Genomic DNA, 24,656 nt, shown 5'->3' with positions numbered 1-24,656 from the left:
ATCAGACAGAAAATCCTTATAATCTTTGCGCTGTAATTATGCTTTAGCCATTTGTTGAATTTATACCCCGGGAGGTAATATGACCGACGCATCCCCGATGCGCATCGGAGGCTGGTTGCTTGCCCCTCTCGCCTGGTTATTGATGTCGTTACTCAGCACCACGCTCGCCGTCGCGCTCTATATTATGGGGCTTGCTTCACCGCAGCTCCATCAGACGCTTAGCGCGCAGGGCACCTCAGCCCTGATATGGTGGTATGCCTCAATGCTGTGCGCGATGGCGATGTGGGGATATACACTCTGGCTGACTATCGCTTTTTTCAAACGCCGTCAGGGCGTGCCGCGCCACTATATTATCTGGCTGCTGCTCACTGTGCTGTTGGCGATAAAATCGTTCGCGTTCTCGCCAGTCAGCGATGCGCTGGCAGTGCGCCAGTTGCTGTTCCCGCTTCTGGCCGCAGCACTTCTGGTGCCTTATTTCAAACGCTCGGTGCGCGTAAAGCAGACGTTTGTCAGGGCAAAATAACCTTACAGATTCTCCGTTGTCGCCCTCGGTCGTATGTCCGATAATGAGCGGCTTTTTTCGTTTCAGGTCGAATAATGACTGATTATTTGCTGTTGTTTGTTGGAACGGTGCTGGTCAATAACTTCGTGCTCGTGAAGTTTCTCGGCCTGTGTCCGTTTATGGGTGTTTCCAAAAAACTCGAATCGGCGATCGGCATGGGAATGGCGACCACGTTCGTGATGACGCTCGCGACCATTTTTTCCTGGATTATCGATCACTGGATCCTGGTGCCGCTGGAGCTCGTCTACCTGCGTACGATGGCATTTATTCTGGTTATCGCCGTCGTGGTGCAGTTCACCGAAATGGTCGTACGTAAAACCAGCCCGGCGCTCTATCGTCTGCTTGGCATCTATCTGCCGCTGATTACCACCAACTGCGCGGTGCTGGGCGTCGCGCTGTTGAGCATTAATTTCAATCACACCTTTATGCAGTCCGCGCTGTACGGTTTTTCCGCCGCGGTCGGTTTTTCGCTGGTCATGGTGCTGTTTGCCGCCATTCGTGAACGTCTGGTGGTCGCCGACGTGCCGCTGCCGTTTCGCGGCAACGCCATTGCGCTGGTGACAGCAGGTCTGATGTCGCTGGCCTTCATGGGTTTTAGTGGTCTGGTGAAGTTCTGATGGAAATGATTGTTGTCGCGGTTATCGCGCTGACGCTTCTGGCCCTGCTCTTCGGCATGTTGCTGGGCTACGCCTCGCGCCGCTTCGCCGCAGAAGAAGATCCGGTGGTCGACCAGGTCGACGAGCTGCTGCCTCAGAGCCAGTGCGGCCAGTGCGGCTATCCAGGATGCCGTCCGTACGCTGAAGCCGTTGCCAACAATGGCGAACAGATTAACCGTTGCGTCCCTGGCGGCGAGCCGGTGATGCAGAAAATCGCCACGCTGCTTAACGTCGAACCGCAGCCGCTTGACGGCGGCGCTGAAGCCGCACAACCCGTGCGCATGCTGGCAGTTATCGACGAGCCGAGCTGTATTGGCTGCACTAAATGTATTCAGGCCTGCCCGGTGGATGCGATTGTCGGTGCCACTCGCGCCATGCACACCGTCGTAAGCGACCTCTGCACCGGCTGCAACCTATGCGTGGATCCGTGCCCCACGCAGTGCATTGAACTGCGTCCGGCCGCCACCACAACGGAAAACTGGAAGTGGGATCTCAACACGATCCCGGTGCGTAACATTCCTGTGGAACACCATGCTTAAGTTATTTTCTGCGTTCCGAAAAGAGAAAGTCTGGGATTTCAACGGCGGCATCCATCCGCCAGAGATGAAAACCCAGTCTAACGGCACCCCGCTGCGCCAGTTGCCGCTGCCGGGGCGTTTTATCATTCCGCTAAAACAACATATCGGTAATGAAGGCGAGATTTGCGTAGCGCCAGGCGATAAAGTCCTGCGCGGCCAGCCGCTGACCCTTGGCAGCGGACGAATGTTGCCCGTGCATGCACCAACGTCCGGCACGGTGACGGCCATCATGCCGCACCCTACCGCTCACCCTTCCGCCCTGCCGGAGCTTTCAGTGATTATCGACGCCGATGGCGAAGACCGCTGGATTGCCCGTGAAGGCTGGAGCGATTATCAATGCCGCAGCCGCGAGGCGCTGATTGAGCGTATCCACCAGTTTGGCGTGGCGGGCCTCGGCGGCGCCGGGTTCCCGACCGGCACCAAACTCCAGGGCGGCGGCGATAAAATCGAGACGCTTATCATCAACGCGGCGGAGTGCGAGCCCTACATTACCGCCGATGACCGTCTGATGCAGGATTGTGCTGCGCAGATCATGGACGGTGTGCGCATCCTCGCGCATATCCTTCAGCCGCGTGAAGTGCTTATTGGTATTGAAGACAATAAACCGCAGGCGATCTCCATGATGCGCGCGGTCCTGCATGGCGAGCATAAAATTCGCCTGCGCGTTATCCCGACCAAATATCCGTCGGGCGGTGCAAAGCAGCTCACCCAGATCCTGACCGGTAAACAGGTGCCGCACGGCGGCCGCTCTTCTGATATCGGCGTGCTGATGCAAAACGTCGGTACCGCCTTTGCCGTCAAGCGCGCCATTATCGACGGTGAGCCGCTCACCGAACGCGTCGTCACACTCACCGGCGAGGCCGTGGGCCGTCCGGGTAACGTCTGGGCGCGTATTGGTACGCCGGTGCGTCACCTGCTGGAGCATGCCGGATTTATTCCCACCAGCGAACAACTGGTGATTATGGGCGGCCCGCTGATGGGCTTTACCCTGCCGGGCCTTGATGTGCCGGTCGTAAAAATTACTAACTGCCTGCTGGCCCCGTCAGCGACCGAGATGGGCACACCGCAGGAAGAGCAGCACTGCATCCGTTGCAGCGCCTGCGCTGATGCCTGCCCGGCGGATCTCCTTCCGCAACAGCTTTACTGGTTCAGTGTCGGCCAACAGCATGACAAAGCCACTGCGCATAATCTGGCGGACTGCATTGAGTGCGGGGCGTGCGCCTATGTCTGCCCAAGCAATATCCCTCTCGTGCAATATTTCCGTCAGGAAAAAGCGGAGATCCGTGCTATTGCGGAAGAAGAAAAACGCGCGGCAGAAGCAAAAGCCCGCTTTGAAGCACGCCAGGCGCGTCTGGAACGTGAGAAAGCCGCGCGGCTGGAACGCCATAAAAAATCGGCAGTTCAGCCTTCCGGCCAGGATCAGGACGCTATCCAGGCCGCGCTCGCCCGGGCACGCGAGAAAAAAACCGACGATAAACCGATTATGGTGACCGCAGGCGAGAAACCGGATAACAGCGCTGCGATCGCCGCCCGTGAAGCGCGCAAAGCCGAAGCCCGCGCGCGACAGGCAGAAAAAGTGCAGCAGGAGATGGCCGCTAACAGCTCGGTGCCAGCGATGGAAGCCACTGAACCGGTAGCCGAAACCGATCCGCGCAAAGCGGCCGTTGAAGCCGCCATCGCCCGCGCCAAAGCCCGTAAAGCCGCGCAGACCACAGAAAGCGCGCCGGTGGACGCTACGCCTGCCGAACCGGTTGACCCGCGCAAAGCGGCCGTTGAAGCCGCCATCGCCCGCGCCAAAGCGCGTAAAGCCGCGCAGAACACGGAAAGCGCGCCGGTGGACGCTACGCCTGCCGAACCGGTTGACCCGCGCAAAGCGGCCGTTGAAGCCGCTATCGCCCGCGCCAAAGCCCGTAAAGCGGCGCAGAACACGGAAAGCGCGCCGGTGGACGCTACGCCTGCCGAACCGGTTGACCCGCGCAAAGCGGCCGTTGAAGCCGCTATCGCCCGCGCCAAAGCCCGTAAAGCGGCGCAGACCACAGAAAGCGCGCCGGTGGACGCTACGCCTGCCGAACCGGTCGACCCGCGCAAAGCGGCCGTTGAAGCCGCTATCGCCCGTGCCAAAGCGCGTAAAGCCGCGCAGGCGAACGAACGTGCCCGGGCGGCGAATGAAGAAGATGATGACGACGCACAGGACCCGCGCAAAGCCGCTGTCGCCGCTGCGATAGCCCGCGTGCAGGCGCGTAAAGCAGCCGAAAAGGTTGTTAACGAGGATTAAATGGTTTTCAGAATCGCAAGTTCCCCTTATACCCATAACCAGCGCCAGACGTCGCGTATCATGATGCTGGTCACGCTCGCCGCCATGCCGGGCATTGCCGTGCAATGGTACTTTTTCGGCTACGGCAGCCTGGTGCAGATTCTGCTAGCCATCGTCAGCGCGCTTGCCAGCGAAGCGCTGGTGCTGCGGTTGCGCAAACTGCCCCTTAAAAGTCATCTTGGCGATAACTCTGCGCTGCTCACCGGTCTGTTGCTGGGCATCAGTATTCCGCCGCTGGCGCCGTGGTGGTTGGTCGTGCTTGGTACCGCTTTCGCGGTGATCATCGCAAAACAGCTTTACGGCGGGCTCGGCCATAACCCGTTCAACCCGGCCATGATTGGTTATGTTGTGTTACTTATCTCCTTTCCGGTCCAAATGACCAACTGGCTGCCGCCGCAGCAGATTGCGGCAACGGCACCCGGTTTTCTCGATGCACTACAGGTTATTTTCCACGGCGTTACCACCAATGGCGACACCATGGCGCAACTGAGGCTCGGTATTGACGGGGTGAGCCAGGCGACGCCGCTGGACACGTTCAAAACGGGTCTGCACGCGGGGCACCCGGCAGGTGAATTGCTCGCGCAGCCGATTTATGGGGGAACGCTGGCGGGTCTTGGCTGGCAGTGGGTAAACCTCGCGTATCTGGCAGGCGGCCTGTTCCTGCTGGCGCGCGGCACAATCCGTTGGCATATTCCGGCAAGTTTTATCGTGACGCTTGCCGTGTGCTCAACGCTCGGCTGGCTTATCGCGCCGGAAAAATTCCTCTCGCCGCTGATGCATCTGCTCTCGGGCGCGACGATGCTTGGCGCGTTTTTTATTCTGACCGACCCGGTCACCGCCTCCACCACCAACAAAGGGCGGCTGCTTTTCGGCGCGCTGGCCGGTGTGCTGGTGTGGCTTATCCGAAGCTTTGGTGGTTATCCTGATGGCGTGGCGTTCGCCGTACTGCTCGCAAATATCACCGTGCCGCTTATTGATTACTACACCCGTCCGCGGGTTTATGGTCACCGGTAAGGAGCCGTCATGCTAAAAACTATCCAGAAACATGGCGTGACGCTCGCCGTTTTCGCCGCCCTGACCACCGGCCTTACGGCGATGGTGAACGCGCTCACCAAAACCACGATTGCTGATCAGGCGACGCTTAAGCAAAAACAGCTATTCGACCAGGTGCTGCCGCCGGAGATGTATGACAATGATATTCAGCAAAGCTGCTATCTTGTAACGTCACCTGCGCTCGGCAACGGCGAAAAACAACTGTGGGTCGCGCGTAAAGGCGAAACGCCGGTGGCGGTGGTGATGCAGGCCACCGCCCCGGATGGCTATTCGGGCGCGATACAACTGCTGGTCGGCGCCGATTTTAAAGGCACCGTGCTCGGCACCCGTGTTACGCAACATCATGAAACGCCTGGGCTTGGCGATAAAATTGATACGCGCATTAGCAACTGGATAACCGGTTTTACGGGTAAGGTCATTCACGGCCAGAATGACAGCCGCTGGGCGGTAAAAAAAGATGGCGGCCAGTTTGACCAGTTCACCGGCGCAACCATTACCCCGCGCGCGGTGGTCAATGCCGTGAAACGTGCGGGCCTGTACGCGCAAACGCTGGAGCCACAGCTGTCCACCCTGTCTTCTTGTGGAGATACCCATGAATGACGTGAAATCGATTCTGGTTAACGGATTATGGAAAAATAACTCGGCGCTGGTGCAGTTGCTCGGCATGTGCCCGCTGCTGGCCGTAACGTCTACCGCCACTAACGCGCTCGGTCTTGGTCTTGCGACCACTCTGGTGCTGGTACTGACCAACGCCTCGATTTCCGCCTTTCGTCGATGGATGCCGGCTGAAATCCGTATTCCGATTTACGTGATGATTATCGCGTCGGTGGTCAGCATCGTGCAGATGCTTATCAACGCTTATGCGTTCGGGCTCTATCAGTCACTGGGCATCTTTATCCCCCTTATCGTGACCAACTGTATCGTGGTGGGTCGTGCAGAGGCGTTTGCGGCCAAAAACGGTCCGTTGCTCTCGGCGCTGGATGGTTTCGCCATTGGCATGGGTGCGACTGGCGCGATGTTTGTTCTCGGCTCACTGCGCGAGATCCTTGGCAACGGCACGCTGTTTGATGGCGCTGACGGGCTGCTTGGCAGTTGGGCACGCGTACTGCGAATTGAAGTCTTCCATACCGATACGCCGTTCCTGCTGGCGATGCTGCCGCCTGGCGCGTTTATCGGTCTTGGCATGATGCTTGCCGTAAAATACCTGATCGATGAGCGAATGAAGCGCCGCGCCGCGAAACCTGTCGTGGTGGAGGCCAGCCCGGAAAAAGCATCATGAACCAGGCCAAGCGCATTGAGATCCTGACCCGGTTGCGGGCCAATAACCCACATCCGACCACCGAACTTCACTTCAACAGCCCCTTTGAGCTGCTTATTGCGGTGCTGCTTTCCGCCCAGGCGACTGACGTCAGCGTTAACAAAGCCACGGCAAAACTCTACCCTGTGGCGAATACGCCGCAGGCGATGCTCGCACTCGGTGTGGATGGCGTGAAGGAGTACATTAAGACCATCGGGCTGTTTAACAGCAAAGCCGAAAATGTGATTAAAACCTGCCGCATCCTTATTGAGCAGCACGCAGGCGAGGTGCCAGAAGATCGCGCGGCGCTGGAAGCGCTGCCGGGTGTAGGCCGTAAGACGGCCAATGTGGTGCTAAACACGGCGTTCGGCTGGCCAACGATTGCCGTAGACACGCATATCTTTCGTGTCAGTAACCGGACGAAATTTGCGCCGGGTAAAAATGTTGACGCCGTTGAAGAGAAACTACTGAAGGTCGTGCCGAAGGAATTTAAGGTCGATTGCCATCACTGGCTCATTCTTCACGGACGTTATACCTGTATCGCCCGTAAGCCACGCTGCGGCTCCTGCATCATTGAAGATCTGTGCGAATACGCAGAAAAAGTTTACGAGTAACCCGGTGGGCAGCGGCTGTCACCTTTGTCACATCCACTGCCCTTCTTTCTTGCACAATTCCCTTCACGTTGCTTTTACTGCACCTCATTATCCCGCGCTAAATCAGCTCGCCAGGTTAATCGTTTTTTTTCGACGGGAATTTTCTATAGATTTGTGAGAATTATCACACTTGCAACATCTTGTTAAATTAACGTTGCGTTATTTAGCTGCAAGCCTTGCGGCACCTCGGTTATTACTGTCACGAATAATACAAACATCGGACATTTTCCTGTATTAAGGTCTATATCACTGCTTACACGGCAAATCAGCAGAACATATAACCATACCGCATTTCATTACGGCTTTAGGCAGTTAAAAAAACTACAATACTTACTATCATGAAATTTAACGCTGACTCTTAGCGAAGCGACTGGCTGATTATCCCGCCTGGCTTATATGTAACAGATTATTACAAAAGCCTTGTGCCAGCGGTCAGGATAGTGAACATTACCCGCCGTTTCTCACTTCATATAACAATAAAAGCGCATGCCGCCAGGCACTACGCGCATACCACCCCCGCAGTTACTGCGGGCTGTAAAAAAAGAGGTATATGTGTCGACTGCAAACAAAAAACCAGCAGAAAGCGTCAGCCTGAACGCTTTCAAACAACCTAAATCGTTCTATCTCATTTTCTCTATCGAGTTATGGGAGCGTTTTGGTTACTACGGTCTGCAAGGGATTATGGCCGTTTACCTGGTAAAACAGCTGGGTATGTCGGAAGCGGATTCCATTACATTGTTCTCCTCCTTTAGCGCGCTGGTTTATGGTCTGGTGGCTATCGGTGGCTGGCTGGGCGATAAAGTGCTCGGCACCAAGCGCGTTATTATGCTTGGCACTATCGTGCTGGCGATTGGCTATGCTCTGGTAGCATGGTCCGGGCACGATGCCGCCATTGTCTACTTTGGTATGGCGACCATCGCGGTCGGTAACGGCCTGTTTAAAGCCAACCCGTCTGCTCTGCTCTCCACCTGCTATGAAAAAGACGATCCGCGTCTCGACGGCGCTTTCACCATGTATTACATGGCGATTAACATTGGCTCGTTCTTCTCCATGCTTGCAACGCCCTGGCTTGCTGACCAGTTCGGCTGGAGCGTAGCGTTCTCACTGAGCTTCGTTGGCATGTTAATCACCCTGGTTAACTTCATCTTCTGCAAGAAGTGGGTTAAAGATTACGGCTCCAAACCTGACTTTGCTCCGCTGCAGGTTGGCAAACTGATAGCGACTGTCGTCGGGATTGTCGTCCTGGTGGCTATCGCCACCTGGCTGCTGCACAACCAGGGTATCGCGCGTATGGTACTGGGCGTGGTCGCGCTGGCTATCGTGATTATTTTCGGTAAAGAAGCGTTCGCGATGAAAGGCGCTGCACGTCGCAAAATGATCGTGGCATTTATCCTGATGCTTGAAGCGATTGTGTTCTTCGTCCTTTATCAGCAAATGCCGACCTCTCTGAACTTCTTTGCTATTCGCAACGTTGAGCACGCTATCTTTGGCGTCACGTTCCAGCCAGAGCAGTTCCAGGCGCTGAACCCATTCTGGATTATGATCGGTAGTCCGATTCTTGCGGCTATCTACAACAAAATGGGTGACCGCCTGTCAATGCCGTTCAAATTCACCATCGGCATGCTGCTGTGCTCTGGCGCGTTCCTGGTGTTGCCGCTGGGCGCGAAATTCGCGTCTGACGCAGGTATCGTCTCTGTGAACTGGCTTATCCTGAGCTATGCGCTGCAGAGCATCGGTGAGCTGATGATCTCCGGCCTTGGCCTTGCAATGGTCGCTCAGCTGGTTCCTCAGCGTCTTATGGGCTTCATCATGGGCAGCTGGTTCCTCACCACGGCGGGTGCGGCGATGATCGCGGGTAAAGTCGCGAATCTGATGGCTGTACCGGAAAATGTCACCGACCCGCTGCAGTCGCTTGCGGTCTATGGCCACGTCTTTATGCAGATCGGTATCGTGACGGGCGTCATCGCTCTTCTGATGCTGGTTACCGCGCCGCTGCTTAACCGCATGACGCAGGAAGACAAAGCGGAAGAAACGAAAACCGCACACGCATAATTTTTTGAGAAACACCCTTAAGCCGTCAGATTTCATGCTGACGGCTTTTTTTTTGCGCGTTCGCGCTCTACCATAATTTTGTTTATTCATGAGAAGGGAGCATTGCCATGAAATTGTTTTACAAAGCCGGCGCGTGTTCGCTTTCGCCGCATATCATTCTGCGCGAAGCGGGTATTGATTTTACGCTGGTGGCAGTCGATCTGGCTGCGAAACGCACGGAGAACGGCGAAGATTATCTGACTATCAACCCAAAAGGTCAGGTGCCGGCGCTGCTACTGGATGACGGCACACTGCTGACCGAAGGTGTCGCTATCGTTCAGTACATCGCAGATAAAGTGCCAGACCGTCAGTTGCTCGCGCCAGTCGGTAGCATGACCCGCTACCATACGCTTGAGTGGCTGAACTATATCGCGACTGAACTGCACAAAGGTTTTACGCCGCTCTTTCGTCCTGGTACGCCGGATGAGTACAAAACCATTGCCCGGGAACAGTTACAGAAGAAATTCGAGTATGTGAACGAGGCGCTGGCGCAAAAACAGTGGCTGATGGGGCTGCGTTTCAGCGTGGCGGATGCCTATTTATTTACCGTGCTGAACTGGGCGAAAGCGGTGGGGCTGGAAATGCAGGCTTATGACAATATCGCTGACTACCAGGCCCGTGTGAAAGCGCGTCCTGAAGTGGCGGCCGCGCTGAAGGCGGAAGGACTGAGCGCCTGAGGACATTAAACGCTGCGCCACTTCTGGCGCAGCGTTTTTTATAGTTTTACTGCCGTAAAGTAGTGCTCCGGCTGTGCAATACCGTCCTGGGCCGCCACGACCTGCAATTCATATTCTTCCATGCGTTTGGTGGTCACCATAATGTCATAGACCGCCGCCGTCACATGCTCCAGCGCCTCGCGAAGCGTCGCGCCCTGTAGCAGTTTTACCAGCAGCAAGCCACTCGTCACATCACCGACGCCGACAGGTTGACGCGCGCCGAAATCAACGAGCGGACGGCTGATATGCCATGCTTCTTCTGCCGTCACGAGTAGCATTTCAAAGCGGTCCTGCTGATAACCGGCTCGCGCCAGATGTTTTACCAGCACAATTTGTGGGCCACGGCTAATCAGTTCGCGTGCGGTGGCGACCGCCTCATCGACACTTCTCACTGAATGGCCGCTCAACATTTCAAGCTCCAGCAAATTCGGCGCGATGATGTCGCTCGCCGGCAGCGCAAAACGCGCATGAAACTCGGCAACGCCCGGCGCCACGATACAGCCTTTTTCAGGGTGGCCCATCACCGGATCGCAGAAATATTTCGCTTTCGGGTTGGACGCTTTCACCTGGCGGACAATCTCAAGAATATGTTCGCCCTGCTCCGCCGATCCCAGATAACCACTCAGCACCGCGTCACAGCGTGACAGCTGACCGATAGCTGCAATGCCCTGCACGATTTCAGTCAGATGCGACGGCGGCATGACGGTGCCGGTCCATTGCCCATACTGCGTGTGGTTGGAAAACTGCACCGTATTAAGCGGCCAGACGTTGGCGCCAAGACGGCGCATCGGGAATTCAGCCGCGCTGTTGCCGGCGTGACCAAACACCACGTGAGACTGAATGGCAAGGATATTCTTCATTTTTTTCCGGGTGAAACGAGGGGTCGGGTTAAAAATAAAGGGCGTGGTTTCCCACGCCCTTGACTGGCAGAGTGTTATTTCCAGCAGACGAGGCAGTAGTTTTTCTTACCGCGACGCAGCAGCGTATAGCGGCCAAAGAGGCGGTCGCTGTCGCTAAAGGTATATTCCGGGTCGGCCTGCTTCTCACCATTGATGGTAATAGCGTTAGAAGCGATAGTTTTACGCGCCTGACCGCGGGACGGCTGCAGTTCGGAATCCACCAGCGCCTGCATCAAATCCGCGCCTTTTTCCATTTCGATCATCGGCACACCATCCTGCGCGAGCTGCTCGAAATCCGCTTCGCTCAGCGCATTAAGATTGCCGTTAAACAGACTTTCAGTAATGCGTTTAGCCGCAGCGAGACCGTCATCGCCATGCACCAGACGTGTCACTTGCTCCGCCAGCACGTACTGAGCGCGCGGCGCTTTGCCGCTGTTTTTATCTTCTTCTTCAAGCGCGTTGATTTCTTCAAGGCTCATGAAGGTGAAGAATTTCAGGAAGCGATAAACGTCAGCATCCGCAGTGTTGATCCAGAACTGGTAGAATTTATACGGGCTGGTTTTCTTCGGATCCAGCCATACTGCGCCGCCTTCGGTTTTGCCGAATTTGGTTCCATCAGATTTTGTGATAAGCGGTACGGTCAGGCCAAACACCTGATTCTGGTGCAGACGACGGGTCAGGTCGATGCCAGAGGTAATGTTGCCCCACTGGTCGGAACCGCCTATCTGCAGCGCCACGCCGTGCAGTTTATTCAGGCAGGCAAAATCGTAACCCTGCAGCAGGTTGTAGGAAAATTCGGTGAAGGAGATGCCAACATCGTCGCGGTTCAGACGCTGCTTGACCGCTTCTTTGTTGATCATCTGGTTGACCGAGAAGTGCTTGCCGATATCGCGCAGGAAGGTCAGCACGTTCATGTTGCCAAACCAGTCAAAGTTGTTTGCGGCGATAGCGGCGTTGTCACCGCAGTCAAAATCCAGGAACGGTGCCACCTGACGGCGGATTTTGTCCACCCACTCCTGCACGGTATCTTCGGTATTCAGTTTACGTTCGGTCGCTTTAAAGCTTGGATCGCCAATCAGACCGGTTGCGCCACCGACCAGTGCAACCGGTTTGTGCCCGGCCATCTGAAAGCGCTTAAGGCACAACAAGGGAACCAGATGGCCCAAGTGCAGGCTGTCGGCGGTGGGATCGAAGCCGCAATAAAGGGCGATCGGCCCCTGCGCCAGTCGCTGCGCTAACGCTTCTTCATCCGTCACCTGAGCCACAAGGCCCCGCTCCTGCAATTGTTTAATCAAATTGCTGCTTGCCATCAATTTCTCCATGTATTTACGACTGCACCTTTGCCGGTACACGGCTTTTCGCCCACTGGCGAAAGAATAGAATTCAGGGAGGCATAGAATAAAGCGCAAGCCCTGGGAGCGCCAGCGCTTGCATAAGAAAATCGCTCACTTACGGGGCAAGACGGTCGATTTTCCAGCCGTCGGCGTCACGCTGGTATAAAAAGCGGTCATGGAGACGGTGCTCGCCGCCCTGCCAGAATTCCACCTGTTCAAGGCTTACACGAAAACCGCCCCAGAAACTTGGCAATGGCACTTCGCCCTGCTGGAATTTCTGCTTCAGCTCAAGGAATTTACTCTCCAGTACGCCTCGCGCAGAAATACGGCTCGACTGCTTCGACACCCATGCGCCAATCTGGCTGTCACGCGGACGGCTGTGAAAATATTTCACCACCTCAAATGTTGAAAGGCGCTCGGCCTTTCCCGTCACCATCACCTGACGCTCCAGCATATGCCACGGAAAGAGCAGGCTGATGCGGGGGTTGTTTTCAAGATGATGCGCCTTGCGGCTGCCAAGATTGGTGTAGAAAACCATGCCGCGCTCATCAAAATGCTTGAGCAGCACGATACGCTGATAAGGCTGGCCCTGTTCATCAACCGTGGCGACGACCATGGCGGTGGGATCAGCGAGTTTTGCTTCACAGGCCTGCGCGAGCCAGCGTTCAAACAGCGGCAGCGGCTGGTCGGTTAAGTCGCGGCGGCGCAGCCCGCCTTTGGTATATTCGCGGCGCAAATGCGCAATCTGTTGCAGATGATCAATATCAGACATAGCGTGAAACCAGTGAGGATCGGGTGGCGCTATTGTGCGCCCCACCCGTTAAAATCTCAACGCTTCGGGTTTTGTAACTGGCAGTGATTTAACACAATATTGTCGCGATGGTAGACGGTGGCTTCGTCGCCTTTCGACCAGAACGCATAGATACCATCGGTATAGCGTACGCCTGAAGCGGAACGGCCTTCGTTCAGATGCAGCACCTTATCATCCAGCACGAAACTTACCTGCTGGCGCGTATTATTGAGTGACACCGTTAGAGGTTTTTCATCACAGCGGTATTCAAGCGTATCGGTATTCATGCGCTCAACCATAGCGTGATAGTAGCTACAGCCGGCGAGCAAGGCGGGAAGCAAAACGACAAGCAGTTTCTTCATGGCATATCCTAAAGCGTAATTCTGAAGGGGGCGGTGCGCCCCCGTAACGCATTCAGTCTATCTGCCTGACGAGGCCGGAAAAGTCGGCAAAGTCCGATTATTTAAGGGGTTGGCCGGGAAAATGGCACCAAGCACGCTTGGCGCGCGCGCCCCCGTGACCGACGGCAGATTGCCAGATTTACCGCTTAGCGTACGGTAAGCAAGCCAGGCAAAGGCCAGCGCTTCCATATCGTCACCCCGGATCCCCATCTCATCGGTAGATGAGACTTCTGTTCCCGGCAAAAGCGCTGCCAGGCGCGCCACCAGCCGCGGATTACGTCCGCCGCCGCCGCAAATCATTAGCCGCTCCGCACCGCCACTTAGCTGAACTTCTCGCGCAATGGTACTGGCGGTGAGTTCCAGTAGGGTCGCCTGCACATCCTGCGCCGCAAGCCCCGCAAACAGCGAAAGCTGGCGTTCAATCCAGCCATAGTTGAAATACTCTCGCCCGGTGCTTTTGGGCGCCGGGGCCGCAAAGTACGGGTCGCTCAGCATCTGCTGGAGCAGCGGGCGCACCACATTGCCGCTGGCGGCCCATTCGCCGTCGTTATCGTAAGGTTTACCCTTCTGGCGCCAAATCCAGGCATCCATCAGCATATTTCCGGGCCCGGTATCGAATCCTTTGACAGGCTGGCCGGGGAACAGCAGCGACAGATTGGCGATACCGCCGATATTGAGCACCATACGTCGCTCGGTCGGGTGCGCCAGTAACGCCTGATGAAATGCGGGAACGAGCGGCGCGCCCTGCCCGCCCAGCGCCATATCGCGACGGCGGAAATCGCCTACCACGCTTACCCCCGTACGCGCGACAATCTGATTGTTATCGCCTATCTGCATTGAATGCGGCGCGCTGCCGGTGGGTTCATGCCAGACGGTCTGTCCGTGGCAGCCGATCGCCATTACATCTTCCGGGTTCAGGTTTTGCTGCTGCATCAGCGCGTTGACCGCATCGGCGAACAGGCAGCCTAACTGATGGTCGAGGCGGCCAAGCTGTGACAGCGTCAGCGGCTGGCCCTGACAGATATCGAGAATCGCCTGTTTAATGGGGTGCGGCATCGGCCAGCTCAGGCTCGCCTGTTGCGCCACCATATGTTCGTCAATGGCAGCCAGCACCACGTCCACCCCATCGAGGCTGGTGCCAGACATGACTCCAATGTAGCGACCTGATTTCATATGCCTTCCTTACCCTGTTTAACACGCACGGCGTGCAAACACGCCGGCCATCCGCCCTCAATCATAAACATTCACCCTGATTCAGCAACGGAATAATCCCGCCTGGTCTAAAAAGCGAGCTTTCCCGCAACCGTTGATTTGCCGTTCAGGTGGGGCATTTTACGATTTTTATCATCGACCCCGTGAACAATGTGAAATATCGCGGTCATATGCCATATAATTTGAATATGATGGATGCTCAGGTGAGCATTTGTTGGTGAACAGGAGATTTACATGATTTCACGTGTACTGGTTGTTTCGCTGGTAGGTTTAACGCTGGCGGGCTGCGTCAACAATGATAGCCTTTCCGGTGATGTCTATACCGCCTCTGAAGCCAAACAGGTACAGAACGTCACTTACGGGACTGTCGTAAACGTTCGTCCGGTGAAGATCCAGGGTGGAGATGATACCAACGTCATCGGCGCACTCGGCGGCGCGGTTCTGGGTGGCTTCCTCGGTAATACCGTCGGCGGCGGCACGGGTCGTTCGCTTGCCACTGCAGCAGGCGCTATCGCAGGCGGCGTAGCAGGCCAGGGCGTTCAGGGTGCGGTGAACAAAACCCAGGGCGTTGAGCTGGAAATCCGTAAGGATGACGGTAATACCATTATGGTTGTGCAGAAACAGGGTAATTCCCATTTCTCCGCAGGTCAGCGCGTTGTGCTGGCAAGCAACGGCAGCCAGGTTACCGTCTCTCCGCGCTAAGCTTTCCCCGGGTTATCAGGGCCATAAACAGGAACGGAGGAGCATCAGGCTCCTCCGTTTTTTTATGCGTATCGTCAATGTCAGTTTGACGTTTTTACTTCATAGGGCTGTCAAACGTGCCGGTTACTCTTTGGCCGACAGCGCCAAAATGTTTTTCTCAAGTCGGGCCACAATGCGCAGCATCTGATCGTGCTCTTCCTGCGTAATGCCAGAGAGGATTTCACCACGCGTTTTCAGAATCACGTCTTCCAGTTGAGAAATGATAGGCGCGGCTTTTTCTGTCAGCTTGATGCGTTTGGCGCGTCTGTCGCTGGCGCAGGTATGACGGGCAATAAGCCCCTTCTCTTCCAGCTGATCGAGCGTGCGCACCAGCGACGGTTGCTCAATGCCGATGGCCTTAGCCAGTTGAATTTGCGACTGATCGGGCGGCAGCGCGTGGATATGATGAAGTGTCACCCAGTGGGTCTGCGTTAATTCCAGAGGCTTCAGGCGATGGTCAATCAGAGCACGCCAGATGCGCACCAGTCTTGTCAGGTCAGAGCCTAATGGCGATTCCAATTTCATCTCCTTATAATTAGCTTGCTAAGTTATTATGCTGATTTTAGACTAGTGTGCAGTATTTAGGTAGCTAAAACAAATAGCCCGCGCTGGCGGTTAATACCGCGACGTCTATAATTCTAGACCAGAACGGGGCAACTGAAATGGCCGCCATCTCTCCGGTTTTAAAGGATTAATGTCTCGTGATATCGCGCTTTTTCACATCAGGCTTTGCGCTTTCGGATCTCGTGGCCGGTGCGTCGGTCTATTTCCCTCCGCTTTTTAAGGCCGTCATTCTCGGTTTTTTTATCTGGCTGATGGTGCATCGCCTGCTGCGTGACTGGATCTACGCGGGTGACATCTGGCACCCCACCCTGATGGATCTCTCCCTGTTCGTCTTATCAGTCAGCCTCGCGCTGCTGATTTTCATTGCGTGGTAAGCTCATGCGCCTCAACACTTTGAAATATTTTTCCACGTTGTTCGTGGTCGCCGCCGCCGTGCTGGCAGGCTGGCTGGTCTGGAATTACTACATGCAGTCCCCCTGGACGCGGGATGGCAAGGTCCGCGCCGAACAGGTCAACATCACCCCACAGGTATCCGGCACCATCACTCGTCTGCTGGTGCGGGATAACCAAAAAGTTAAAGCGGGCGACGTGCTGTTTACGATTGACGATACGCCTTACCACATCGCGGTACTGAATGCGCAGGCACAGCTCGCCCGCGCGCAGTCCGATCTCGCTAAAGCCAATAACGAGGCGAATCGCCGCCGTCATCTGCCGCATAACTATATCTCCGCTGAAGATCTTGATACCGCCAACATCAACGTTAAAGCCGCTCAGGCGGCGTTGAAGATGGCCGAAGCATCGCTGGAACAGGCGCACTGGCAGCTTGAGCAGACGCGTGTTGTGGCCCCTGTCGATGGCTGGGTAACCAATCTTTCAAGCCGCGCCGGCAATTATGCCTCCGAGGGTCAGCCAGTGTTTGCGCTGGTAGACAGCCACTCGTTCTACGTGGTCGGCTATTTTGAAGAGACCAAGCTGCGGCATATTCGCGAAGGCGCCAGCGCGCAAATTCTGCTCTACAGCACACATACACCGCTACACGGGAAAGTTGAGAGCATCGGACGTGCGATTTACGATCAGAGCGTGGAAAGCGACAGCAGCCTGGTCGCAGACATCAAACCCAATGTGCCCTGGGTGCGCCTTGCGCAGCGCGTACCGGTGCGTATCGCCCTCGACGGTCTTCCGGAAGGCGTGACGCTCATCTCCGGCACCACTTGCACCGTGTCGCTCAATAACTAAGCCCGCTCATGAACCTCGACTGGCTGACCTGGCAGCACTCTCCCTGGGGTAAAGCGACACCCGCGCAGTGGCGTTATGCGTTGCGTAACGGCATCGCGATGTCGCTTGCTCTGACCATTGCGTATGTGCTGGAGCTTGACGAGCCCTACTGGGCGATGACCTCCGCCGCAGTGGTCAGCTTTCCGACCGTCGGGGGCGTTATCAGCAAAAGCCTTGGGCGCATTGTGGGCAGCCTGCTGGGTGCGAGCGCGTCGCTGATTATTGCCGGTCATACGCTCAACGATCCGTGGCTGTTTACATGGGCGATGGCCTTATGGCTCTCGCTTTGCACGTGGGTCTCCAGTTATTTTCACAATAATGCCGCCTATGCCTTTCAACTGGCGGGCTATACGGCCGCCATCATCGCCTTCCCGCTGGTAAACACCATAGAAACTACTGAGTTGTGGAATATCGCCCAGTCGCGCGTTTGCGAGGTAATCGTCGGGATCCTGTGCGGTGGGCTGATGATGATGGTCATGCCGGGCCAGCCCGACAGCGTGACATTTCTCGGGGCGCTTCGAAAAATGCAGGGCCGGCTGCTGGAGCATGCGAGCCTGCTGTGGAAACCGCAAACGACCGACGCCATCCGGACCGCGCATGAGGGCGTCATCACACAGGTCTTAACGCTTAATCTGCTGCGTATTCAGGCGTTCTGGAGCCACTATCGCATCCGCCAGCAAAACCAGCTACTCAATCATCTTCTCCATCAGCAGCTCCGCCTGACCAGCTACATTTCCGGGCTGCGTCGTCTGCTCCTGAACTGGCCGCAGCCGCCGGAGAGCCTCTGGGCGGGGCTTGATACTTTATTGCAGGAACTTGGCACGACGACACCGTGTCCACTGCGCGTGGCGCGGATCCTGGTTATGCTCGCGCCGCCTGAAAACGGCGATTTTCGCCATCAGGCTTTCTGGCTACGGCTGCGCGATTTCTGCCGGGTCTGGATGAACTGCCAGCGCTGGATAGCCCGCCTCGACAACCCGGTACCCGACGATCGCATCAGCGTCCCGGCTGCCCCACCGCTTGCGCGCCATACTGACAATACCGAGGCGCTCTGGAGCGCGCTGCGTACCTTCTGCGTCATCTCGCTGATTGGCGCCTGGTCTATTAATACCCGCTGGGAATCGGGCAGCGGTGCACTGACGCTCGCGGCCATCAGCTGCGTGCTCTACTCCGCCTCGCCATCGCCGCACAATTCACTCAACCTGCTGCTGCGCACGCTTCTGTTACTGACCTTGTTCAGCTTTGTGGTGAAGTTCGGGCTAATGGTGCAGGTTACCGACCTCTGGCAATTCCTGCTGTTTCTGTTTCCACTGCTCACCACCATGCAACTGATGAAACTTCAACAGCCGCGGCTCGCCGGGCTGTGGGGTCAGCTCATCGTGTTTATGGGTTCGTTTATCGCGGTGACCAATCCGCCGGTTTACGATCTGGCGGATTTTCTTAACGATAACCTCGCGAAAATTTGCGGCGTGGCGTGCTGCTGGGTGGCGTTTGCGGTGCTGCGTCCAGGCTCGGATCGGCGCAAAGGGCTGCGTCATATCCGCGCGCTGCGCCGTGGGTTTATCGATCAGCTAAGCCGCGTGCCTCAGCGCGGCGAAGCGGCGTTCGAATCGCTGGTGTATCACCACATTAGCCAGCTCAGTAACAGTAAAGACGACGCCACGCGCCGCTGGCTGCTGCGCTGGGGCGTTGTGCTGCTTAATTGTTCACACGTTGTTTGGCAATTGCGTGAATGGGAAACCCGCGCCGACCCGCTCTCCCAGGTGCGTGATATTTGCATTGAAACATTACGGGATGTGATGAGCGTGAAAGGGGTACGTCAACGGCCGCTTGCGGCGGCGATCGGCGAACTTGAACGCATCAGTCTGACGCTCGCCCGGCACCACCAACCCGACGCACGACGTCTGGCTGGGATCATCTGGCGGCTGTGGTGCTCGTTGTCGCAACTGGAACAAGCGTCGCCTTCACCGCAGGAAGACGACGCCCGACGTACCGTTAAATAACGCCGCAGGCGTAACGGCCACCACCACCGCCAAGCGGTTTAGGATGATCGGCCATGTTATCACCACCAACGTGTACCATCAGCGCCTTGCCTTTGACTTCATCAAGCTTTTTGATACGCGGTGCCGTTACCGTGTCGGTGGCTTTTCCGTCATTGTTAACAGCAAGCACCGGCAGGTCGCCCAGGTGGCCGTTCCCTTCCGGGCCTAAGTGTTTGCCGGTGTTTTGCGGGTCGAGATGGCCACCTGCCGCTTCAGCCGCCACCATTTTGCCGTCTTTCATCGCAGGCTCGCAGCTGCCTTTGGCGTGAATGTGAAAACCGTGGTCGCCTGGCGGCAACCCTTTCAGGTCGGGCGCGAATTCTAACCCGTGGTCGGTTTCGGTGATTTTCACCGTACCGACGGACTCGCCGATGCCCTTATCGGTGACGAGGCGCATATCTACTTCTTCGCTGGCGGCCTGTGCCGCTCCGCAAACCAGCAGCGCCATCGCCGCCAGAGTCAATCGCTTCATATTCCCTCCAGGTTTCAGGTGATTCCCGTTAAGTCTATATCACAGCAGTGGATTTCACCGGAAAGGAGGGAACATGGCGTCTTAAGGCACGTCGTAACCGAGCGCAGCTTTGCGAATGCGGAACCACTGCTGACGAGTAAGCTCAAGCGACAGCGCGCCAAGGGCGCTCTTCACGCGCTCAATTTTACCGGAGCCGATAATCGGCAGCGGACGCGACGGTAACCGCATTACCCAGGCATACACCACCTGTTCAATGGTCTGCGCGCCAGTCTCTTCTGCGACCTGTTGCAGCTCGGCGCGCAGTGGGGCGGCGTTTTCGTCATGAAAAAGCCGTCCACCGCCAAGACAGGACCAGGCCATCGGGCGGATGCGTAACTGCTGGAGCAGATCCAGCGTGCCGTCCAGCAGCAGCGGCTGGTGGACGGGAGAAATCTCGACCTGATTCGTGGCGAGCGTAAACGGCAAACGCGACTGTAACAGCGAAAATTGCGCAGGGGTGAAGTTAGACACACCGAAGTGGCGCACTTTGCCACTCTTGTGCAGGGCGAGAAACGCTTCGGCGATTTCATCGGCATCCATCAGCGGGTCGGGGCGGTGGATCAAGAGCAGATCCAGCACGTCGGTATTCAGGTAGCGCAGTGAATTCTCCGCGCTGTGCAAAATATGCGCGCGATCGGTAATGTAATGCCCAATTACGTTTTCAGGCTTTGCGGTCGTGGCGATGCCGCATTTAGTGACGATCTCCATTTTCTCACGCAGGTGCGGCGCAAGGCGCAGCGCCTCGCCGAAAGCGGCTTCACACTGGTAGCCGCCGTAAATATCGGCGTGGTCAACCGTCGTGATGCCAAGCTCAAGATGTTGTTCGATAAACCCTACCAGCTCGCGCGGGGAATAATTCCACTCCATTAAACGCCAGTAACCCATGACCAGACGTGAAAACGTCGGCCCCTGGGGCGCCATAAGAATACGCTCAACCATAAGTACTTACCTCAGAAAGGAAAATTGCCGGGAATTATACGCAAGTGGTGTCATTAAAACAGTGAAGGCTGCTGCGGTTCGTCGTCGGGCTCGGCACGACCGGCGCGCAGTTTTCGCAGCATGCGCTGGTGACACAGACGCAGCACCTCCTGTTTCTGGGCGTCGTTCATTTTCTGCCAGTTAAAGCGCTCATCGCGGCTGCGCATACAGCCACGGCAATAGCCGCGTTCATCTGACTGGCAGATACCGCGACAGGGGCTGGGGACGGGGAAAAATTCGAGCTGCTCGGCCACGACGGCTCCTGGTTAACATGATAGTTACAATTGAAGCCCGAACTGCGCCGGGATGCAAGTCCGGTCGCCGTTGCGTCGCGGCATCGCGCAATTGGCCTTGTCGTTGAGCATTGATTGATATTGTAAGGCTCTTCGTTACACTTAGGTTAAGGTTTCACTAATCTTTGCGCCGTAGACTGCCGCCATCGTAAAGGAGTCTCCATGATGGCAACCATTAAAAAACTACGCTTGAGCGATCTGGGTTTTAATCTGTTTAGCGCCCTGCTCTTCACGCTAATGAATGCGCTGTTTGTTACGCGCTGCTGGGCGCTTATCGCGCCGCAACATCTTCACGACGTGCTGTTTGCCGCCACAGTGCCTCTGGTCCTGTTTTGCGCCTGGCTGGTCATTTTTAGCATTATTAACCTGCCGTGGCTGCGAAAGCCGGTGCTCATCATCCTGCTGGTTGGCTCTGCGGCCAGCACGTTTTTCATGTACACCTACGGAGCGGTAATTGACCAGAACATGATGGTCAATATTTTCGAGACGGACTCGCAAGAGGCGACCGCGCTGATTACCCCACAGCTTATTTTATGGCTTGTGGTGGCAGGCATCGCGCCCGCGTTCTTGTTAAGCCGTATTGAGATTGTCTCCGGCAGCCTGCTCTGGACGAGCCTGCGCCGTCTTGTCAGCGTTCTGGCGAGCCTGCTTGTGATTATTCTCGTGGCGTCGCTCTTCTATAAGGACTACGCCTCGCTGTTTCGCAACAATAAAAACATCGCCAAGATGGTGACCCCCGCCAACTATATCAGCGGCATTATGAAATATACCCACTCGCGCTTTTTTGCAGGCGACCAGACGCTGGTACGTATCGGAGAAGATGCGAAAAAAGGGCCGGTTATTCGTCAGCAAGAGAAGAAAACCGTGCTGGTGCTGGTGATTGGCGAAGCCTCCCGTGAGCAGAATTATTCACTCGGCGGTTATACGCGTGAAACTAATCCGCAACTGAAGAAACAGGGTGTGGTGTTCTGGCCGCATGCCACCTCCTGCGGCACTGAAACCGCCGTGTCGGTGCCATGTATGTTCTCTGGCATGCCGCGCAGTCATTATGACGCCGAGCTGGCGCATCATCAGGAAGGCCTGATGGATGTACTGGCCCACGCAGGCGTTAATGTGCTGTGGCGCGATAACGATGGCGGCTGTAAAGGCGCCTGCAATCGCATTCCGCATACCGATATGACGCAGTGGAAGCTCAATGACGTCTGTAGTGAAGGCTCCTGTCTTGACGACGCCCTGCTGCATCGTTTCGATAACGTGCTGGATGGCCTGAAGCAGGACTCCGTTGTTGTGCTACACCTGATGGGCAGCCACGGCCCGGCCTATTACCGCCGCTACCCGGATAATTTCCGTCGTTTCACACCGACCTGCGACACTAATCAGATCCAGGACTGCGATCGTCAGGCGCTGATCAACACCTACGATAATACGGTGCTGTACACCGATGGCGTCCTGAGCCGGACGATTGATGCGCTTCGCAAACGCGAAGCGACGATGAATACGGCGCTGGTCTATCTCTCGGATCATGGCGAATCGCTGGGTGAGAACGGTATTTATCTGCACGGCACACCGTATATGCTCGCGCCAGAACAGCAAACGCATATTCCAATGGTGTTCTGGCTGTCTGGCGATTATGCGCGACACTACGGCGTTGATACAGAGTGTCTCAGTAAACGTGCGGCGACCGATGACGTCTCCCAGGACAATCTCTTCTCGACCGTGCTTGGGATCATGAACATCCAGACTTCGCTTTATCAGCCGCAGCAAGATATGCTTAGCGCCTGCCGGAAAAATTAACGTTTCTGGCGCTTTTCGATAAGGTGACTTGCATTAGACCGACCGGTCTACTAAATTGAGGCGTATGAACCGAACACCTGAACATGACACACGTGAACACCTTCTGGCGACTGGTGAGCAGCTCTGCCTGCAACGCGGTTTCACCGGCATGGGATTAAGCGAACTGTTAAAAACCGCGGGCGTGCCAAAAGGCTCCTTCTACCACTACTTTCGCTCAAAAGAGGCGTTTGGCGTGGCGATGCTGGAGCGCCATTACGCCCGGTATCAGGCAAGCCTGGAGGCGCATTTCAACCCGGCAGGCCCGGCGCGCGAGCAGCTTATCGCGTGGTTTGAAGAGACGCTGCATCATTATTGCCAGACCGGCAAAATGACGGGCTGCCTGACGGTGAAGCTCTGTGCGGAAGTGTGCGACCTGTCTGAAGATATGCGCGACGCGCTCGATAAAGGCTCAGCGCAGGTCATCAGTCTGCTGGCAGGTGCGCTTGAACGTGGACGCGACGCCAGTACGCTAACGTTTAAGGGCAGCGCGCAGCAGCAGGCGCAGGTGTTATACGTGCTCTGGCTCGGTGCCAGCCTGCAGGCCAAAGTGTCGCGCAGCGGTGTACCGCTGGAAAATGCGCTGGCGCACGTCAACGATATTCTTTAAGTAAGCGCCTGCCGCTGGCAGCGCTTTTTTATTTCGCTCGTTACAAGACGACCGGTCTACTCAGGAGTGACTATGCAAGACGAAAAGCTTTTTACCCCGCTGAATGTGGGCGCGATTACTGCCCCTAACCGCGTATTTATGGCGCCGCTGACCCGCCTGCGCAGCATCGAGCCGGGCGACATTCCTACCGCGATAATGGTCGAATATTACCGCCAGCGCGCCAGTGCCGGGCTGATTATCAGCGAAGCTACCCAGATTTCCGCGCAAGCAAAAGGGTATGCCGGCGCCCCGGGCCTGCACAGCGACGAGCAAGTTGCGGCGTGGAAGAAAATCACCGCCGCGGTGCACGAGGCCGATGGCCGCATCGCCGTACAGCTCTGGCACACGGGTCGCATCTCTCATAGCAGCCTGCAGCCAGGCGGTGAAGCACCGGTCGCCCCTTCGGCTATCAACTCAGGCACCCGCACTTCCCTGCGCGATGAGAACGGCAAAGCTATCCGCGTCGATACCAGCACCCCGCGCGCGCTGGAAACGCACGAAATCCCGGGTATCGTCGATGATTTCCGCAAGGCGGTCGGCAACGCCCGTGACGCCGGTTTTGATATGGTTGAACTGCATTCCGCCCACGGTTACCTGCTGCATCAGTTCCTGTCGCCGTCTTCTAACCAGCGCACCGATCAGTATGGTGGCAGCGTGGAAAACCGCGCCCGTCTGGTGCTCGAGGTCGTCGACGCGGTGAGCAAAGAGTGGAGCGCCGACCGTATCGGCATTCGCGTATCGCCAATCGGCAGTTTCCAGAACGTCGATAACGGCCCGAACGAAGAAGCCGACGCGCTGTATCTGATTGAAGAACTGAACAAGCGCGGTATCGCATACCTGCATATGTCCGAGCCAGACTGGGCAGGCGGCGTGCCGTATACCGACGAATTCCGCCAGAAAGTGCGCGCGCGTTTTGACGGCGCCATTATCGGCGCGGGCGCGTATACCCGTGAGAAAGCCGAAGCGCTTATCGCCAAAGGGCTTATCGATGCGGTAGCGTTTGGTCGTGATTACATTGCCAACCCCGATTTGGTTGAACGTCTGCGTAAAAAAGCCGAACTCAACCCGCAGCGCCCGGAATCCTTCTACGGTGGCGGCGCGGAAGGCTACATCGATTACCCTACCCTGTGATCCAAATTGATAGCGGCGGCCTTCCGCCGCTATACTAAAATACGGTTTCATACCGACGCTTCATCACATTCCGTTTATTTAAGAGG

26 protein-coding genes are annotated in these 24,656 nt (G+C 56.4%); 17 read left to right on the top strand and 9 right to left on the bottom strand.

Annotated elements, in window-relative coordinates:
• Positions 1 to 79: 79 nt before the first annotated feature.
• The 10 genes from AFK62_RS09080 to gstA all read left to right on the top strand — a co-directional run bounded on the left by AFK62_RS09080 (position 80) and on the right by gstA (position 9,881).
• On the top strand, positions 80 to 523 hold the full coding sequence (locus AFK62_RS09080) for a DUF2569 domain-containing protein (protein ID WP_007663075.1): 444 nt from the start codon (positions 80 to 82) through the stop codon (positions 521 to 523).
• 74 nt (positions 524 to 597) lie between these two features.
• A complete protein-coding gene (gene rsxA, locus AFK62_RS09075; protein ID WP_007663058.1) occupies positions 598 to 1,179 on the top strand; it encodes an electron transport complex subunit RsxA in 582 nt (193 codons plus the stop codon).
• Positions 1,179 to 1,757, top strand: a complete 579-nt coding sequence (gene rsxB / locus AFK62_RS09070; RefSeq protein ID WP_007663054.1) for an electron transport complex subunit RsxB — start codon at positions 1,179 to 1,181, stop codon at positions 1,755 to 1,757. Before rsxA ends, rsxB begins: the two co-directional genes overlap by 1 nt.
• Complete coding sequence (gene rsxC, locus AFK62_RS09065; RefSeq protein WP_053531855.1) at positions 1,750 to 4,071, top strand: electron transport complex subunit RsxC; 2,322 nt, start codon at positions 1,750 to 1,752, stop codon at positions 4,069 to 4,071. The genes rsxB and rsxC overlap by 8 nt, the downstream gene beginning before the upstream one ends.
• A complete protein-coding gene (gene rsxD, locus AFK62_RS09060) occupies positions 4,072 to 5,124 on the top strand; it encodes an electron transport complex subunit RsxD (protein WP_007672876.1) in 1,053 nt (350 codons plus the stop codon).
• A 9-nt stretch (positions 5,125 to 5,133) separates the two neighbouring features.
• Positions 5,134 to 5,763, top strand: coding sequence for an electron transport complex subunit RsxG (gene rsxG, locus AFK62_RS09055; protein ID WP_007672874.1), 630 nt, complete (start codon positions 5,134 to 5,136; stop codon positions 5,761 to 5,763).
• A complete protein-coding gene (locus tag AFK62_RS09050; RefSeq protein ID WP_007672872.1) occupies positions 5,756 to 6,442 on the top strand; it encodes an electron transport complex subunit E in 687 nt (228 codons plus the stop codon). The genes rsxG and AFK62_RS09050 overlap by 8 nt, the downstream gene beginning before the upstream one ends.
• Complete coding sequence (gene nth, locus AFK62_RS09045) at positions 6,439 to 7,074, top strand: endonuclease III (RefSeq protein ID WP_007672870.1); 636 nt, start codon at positions 6,439 to 6,441, stop codon at positions 7,072 to 7,074. Before AFK62_RS09050 ends, nth begins: the two co-directional genes overlap by 4 nt.
• Positions 7,075 to 7,665: 591 nt before the next feature.
• Positions 7,666 to 9,165 carry a dipeptide/tripeptide permease DtpA gene (gene dtpA / locus AFK62_RS09040; protein WP_007672865.1) on the top strand — a complete coding sequence of 500 codons (1,500 nt, stop codon included), beginning with the start codon at positions 7,666 to 7,668 and terminating at the stop codon, positions 9,163 to 9,165.
• A 107-nt stretch (positions 9,166 to 9,272) separates the two neighbouring features.
• Positions 9,273 to 9,881, top strand: a complete 609-nt coding sequence (gene gstA, locus AFK62_RS09035) for a glutathione transferase GstA (protein ID WP_007663292.1) — start codon at positions 9,273 to 9,275, stop codon at positions 9,879 to 9,881.
• A 38-nt stretch (positions 9,882 to 9,919) separates the two neighbouring features.
• On the opposite strand, the gene pdxY is transcribed toward gstA, so the two are convergent.
• The 5 genes from pdxY to anmK form a co-directional block, all read right to left on the bottom strand.
• Positions 9,920 to 10,780: a pyridoxal kinase PdxY gene (pdxY, locus tag AFK62_RS09030; RefSeq protein WP_007663293.1), complete on the bottom strand. Its 861-nt coding sequence runs from the start codon at positions 10,778 to 10,780 to the stop codon at positions 9,920 to 9,922.
• A gap of 74 nt (positions 10,781 to 10,854) precedes the next feature.
• Entirely contained in the window at positions 10,855 to 12,129 is a 1,275-nt protein-coding gene (tyrS, locus tag AFK62_RS09025; RefSeq protein ID WP_032983858.1) for a tyrosine--tRNA ligase, read from the bottom strand.
• A gap of 139 nt (positions 12,130 to 12,268) precedes the next feature.
• The gene (gene pdxH, locus AFK62_RS09020) at positions 12,269 to 12,925 is read right to left on the bottom strand and encodes a pyridoxamine 5'-phosphate oxidase (protein ID WP_007663299.1); all 657 of its coding nucleotides are present in this window, start codon (positions 12,923 to 12,925) and stop codon (positions 12,269 to 12,271) included.
• 56 nt (positions 12,926 to 12,981) lie between these two features.
• Positions 12,982 to 13,305: a C-type lysozyme inhibitor gene (mliC, locus tag AFK62_RS09015; RefSeq protein ID WP_007663301.1), complete on the bottom strand. Its 324-nt coding sequence runs from the start codon at positions 13,303 to 13,305 to the stop codon at positions 12,982 to 12,984.
• Between the two features lie 57 nt (positions 13,306 to 13,362).
• Positions 13,363 to 14,517, bottom strand: coding sequence for an anhydro-N-acetylmuramic acid kinase (gene anmK / locus AFK62_RS09010; RefSeq protein ID WP_007663304.1), 1,155 nt, complete (start codon positions 14,515 to 14,517; stop codon positions 13,363 to 13,365).
• Between the two features lie 273 nt (positions 14,518 to 14,790).
• Here anmK and slyB point away from each other — a divergent pair, with 273 nt between their 5' ends.
• Complete coding sequence (slyB, locus tag AFK62_RS09005; protein ID WP_007663307.1) at positions 14,791 to 15,258, top strand: outer membrane lipoprotein SlyB; 468 nt, start codon at positions 14,791 to 14,793, stop codon at positions 15,256 to 15,258.
• 123 nt (positions 15,259 to 15,381) lie between these two features.
• Here the strand turns inward: slyB and slyA are convergent, their stop codons facing one another.
• On the bottom strand, positions 15,382 to 15,822 hold the full coding sequence (slyA, locus tag AFK62_RS09000; RefSeq protein ID WP_032804568.1) for a transcriptional regulator SlyA: 441 nt from the start codon (positions 15,820 to 15,822) through the stop codon (positions 15,382 to 15,384).
• A 176-nt stretch (positions 15,823 to 15,998) separates the two neighbouring features.
• Between slyA and AFK62_RS08995 the strand changes: the two genes are divergently transcribed.
• The 3 genes from AFK62_RS08995 to AFK62_RS08985 are packed head-to-tail and all read left to right on the top strand — an operon-like array spanning position 15,999 to position 19,139.
• Positions 15,999 to 16,235, top strand: a complete 237-nt coding sequence (locus AFK62_RS08995) for a DUF1656 domain-containing protein (RefSeq protein ID WP_007669096.1) — start codon at positions 15,999 to 16,001, stop codon at positions 16,233 to 16,235.
• Positions 16,236 to 16,239: 4 nt separating this feature from the next.
• Complete coding sequence (locus AFK62_RS08990) at positions 16,240 to 17,097, top strand: efflux RND transporter periplasmic adaptor subunit (protein WP_007669093.1); 858 nt, start codon at positions 16,240 to 16,242, stop codon at positions 17,095 to 17,097.
• 8 nt (positions 17,098 to 17,105) lie between these two features.
• Positions 17,106 to 19,139 carry an FUSC family protein gene (locus AFK62_RS08985; protein ID WP_007669090.1) on the top strand — a complete coding sequence of 678 codons (2,034 nt, stop codon included), beginning with the start codon at positions 17,106 to 17,108 and terminating at the stop codon, positions 19,137 to 19,139.
• On the opposite strand, the gene sodC is transcribed toward AFK62_RS08985, so the two are convergent.
• The 3 genes from sodC to AFK62_RS08970 form a co-directional block, all read right to left on the bottom strand.
• Positions 19,132 to 19,650: a superoxide dismutase [Cu-Zn] SodC gene (gene sodC / locus AFK62_RS08980; RefSeq protein WP_032984199.1), complete on the bottom strand. Its 519-nt coding sequence runs from the start codon at positions 19,648 to 19,650 to the stop codon at positions 19,132 to 19,134. The two genes, AFK62_RS08985 and sodC, sit on opposite strands and share 8 nt — an antisense overlap.
• An 81-nt stretch (positions 19,651 to 19,731) precedes the next feature.
• Entirely contained in the window at positions 19,732 to 20,628 is an 897-nt protein-coding gene (locus tag AFK62_RS08975; protein ID WP_007669085.1) for an aldo/keto reductase, read from the bottom strand.
• A 53-nt stretch (positions 20,629 to 20,681) separates the two neighbouring features.
• Positions 20,682 to 20,921, bottom strand: a complete 240-nt coding sequence (locus AFK62_RS08970; RefSeq protein ID WP_007669081.1) for a DUF1289 domain-containing protein — start codon at positions 20,919 to 20,921, stop codon at positions 20,682 to 20,684.
• A 204-nt stretch (positions 20,922 to 21,125) separates the two neighbouring features.
• On the opposite strand from AFK62_RS08970, the gene eptA reads away from it, so the two are divergent.
• From eptA to nemA, 3 genes are all read left to right on the top strand, one after another.
• The gene (gene eptA, locus AFK62_RS08965) at positions 21,126 to 22,754 is read left to right on the top strand and encodes a phosphoethanolamine transferase EptA (protein WP_032984200.1); all 1,629 of its coding nucleotides are present in this window, start codon (positions 21,126 to 21,128) and stop codon (positions 22,752 to 22,754) included.
• 64 nt (positions 22,755 to 22,818) lie between these two features.
• The gene (locus tag AFK62_RS08960; protein WP_007669078.1) at positions 22,819 to 23,400 is read left to right on the top strand and encodes a TetR/AcrR family transcriptional regulator; all 582 of its coding nucleotides are present in this window, start codon (positions 22,819 to 22,821) and stop codon (positions 23,398 to 23,400) included.
• Positions 23,401 to 23,472: 72 nt separating this feature from the next.
• Positions 23,473 to 24,570, top strand: a complete 1,098-nt coding sequence (gene nemA / locus AFK62_RS08955; RefSeq protein WP_007669076.1) for an alkene reductase — start codon at positions 23,473 to 23,475, stop codon at positions 24,568 to 24,570.
• Positions 24,571 to 24,656: the final 86 nt, after the last annotated feature.

It is taken from the genome of Cronobacter condimenti 1330, assembly GCF_001277255.1.
In the GTDB taxonomy this organism is placed as follows: domain Bacteria; phylum Pseudomonadota; class Gammaproteobacteria; order Enterobacterales; family Enterobacteriaceae; genus Cronobacter; species Cronobacter condimenti.
This window is presented reverse-complemented; position numbering and strand designations above follow the sequence as displayed.

Coding starts and splice junctions, on each gene's coding strand:
- gstA (WP_007663292.1), top strand. CDS start 9,273: ATGAAATTGTTTTACAAAGCCGGCGCGTGTTCGCTTTCGCCGCATATC.
- sodC (WP_032984199.1), bottom strand. CDS start 19,650: ATGAAGCGATTGACTCTGGCGGCGATGGCGCTGCTGGTTTGCGGAGCG.
- anmK (WP_007663304.1), bottom strand. CDS start 14,517: ATGAAATCAGGTCGCTACATTGGAGTCATGTCTGGCACCAGCCTCGAT.
- AFK62_RS08985 (WP_007669090.1), top strand. CDS start 17,106: ATGAACCTCGACTGGCTGACCTGGCAGCACTCTCCCTGGGGTAAAGCG.
- nemA (WP_007669076.1), top strand. CDS start 23,473: ATGCAAGACGAAAAGCTTTTTACCCCGCTGAATGTGGGCGCGATTACT.
- AFK62_RS08975 (WP_007669085.1), bottom strand. CDS start 20,628: ATGGTTGAGCGTATTCTTATGGCGCCCCAGGGGCCGACGTTTTCACGT.
- AFK62_RS08990 (WP_007669093.1), top strand. CDS start 16,240: ATGCGCCTCAACACTTTGAAATATTTTTCCACGTTGTTCGTGGTCGCC.
- pdxY (WP_007663293.1), bottom strand. CDS start 10,780: ATGAAGAATATCCTTGCCATTCAGTCTCACGTGGTGTTTGGTCACGCC.
- pdxH (WP_007663299.1), bottom strand. CDS start 12,925: ATGTCTGATATTGATCATCTGCAACAGATTGCGCATTTGCGCCGCGAA.
- AFK62_RS09080 (WP_007663075.1), top strand. CDS start 80: ATGACCGACGCATCCCCGATGCGCATCGGAGGCTGGTTGCTTGCCCCT.
- slyB (WP_007663307.1), top strand. CDS start 14,791: ATGATTTCACGTGTACTGGTTGTTTCGCTGGTAGGTTTAACGCTGGCG.
- rsxB (WP_007663054.1), top strand. CDS start 1,179: ATGGAAATGATTGTTGTCGCGGTTATCGCGCTGACGCTTCTGGCCCTG.
- nth (WP_007672870.1), top strand. CDS start 6,439: ATGAACCAGGCCAAGCGCATTGAGATCCTGACCCGGTTGCGGGCCAAT.
- eptA (WP_032984200.1), top strand. CDS start 21,126: ATGGCAACCATTAAAAAACTACGCTTGAGCGATCTGGGTTTTAATCTG.
- rsxG (WP_007672874.1), top strand. CDS start 5,134: ATGCTAAAAACTATCCAGAAACATGGCGTGACGCTCGCCGTTTTCGCC.
- rsxC (WP_053531855.1), top strand. CDS start 1,750: ATGCTTAAGTTATTTTCTGCGTTCCGAAAAGAGAAAGTCTGGGATTTC.
- AFK62_RS08960 (WP_007669078.1), top strand. CDS start 22,819: ATGAACCGAACACCTGAACATGACACACGTGAACACCTTCTGGCGACT.
- tyrS (WP_032983858.1), bottom strand. CDS start 12,129: ATGGCAAGCAGCAATTTGATTAAACAATTGCAGGAGCGGGGCCTTGTG.
- mliC (WP_007663301.1), bottom strand. CDS start 13,305: ATGAAGAAACTGCTTGTCGTTTTGCTTCCCGCCTTGCTCGCCGGCTGT.
- rsxA (WP_007663058.1), top strand. CDS start 598: ATGACTGATTATTTGCTGTTGTTTGTTGGAACGGTGCTGGTCAATAAC.
- AFK62_RS09050 (WP_007672872.1), top strand. CDS start 5,756: ATGAATGACGTGAAATCGATTCTGGTTAACGGATTATGGAAAAATAAC.
- rsxD (WP_007672876.1), top strand. CDS start 4,072: ATGGTTTTCAGAATCGCAAGTTCCCCTTATACCCATAACCAGCGCCAG.
- slyA (WP_032804568.1), bottom strand. CDS start 15,822: ATGAAATTGGAATCGCCATTAGGCTCTGACCTGACAAGACTGGTGCGC.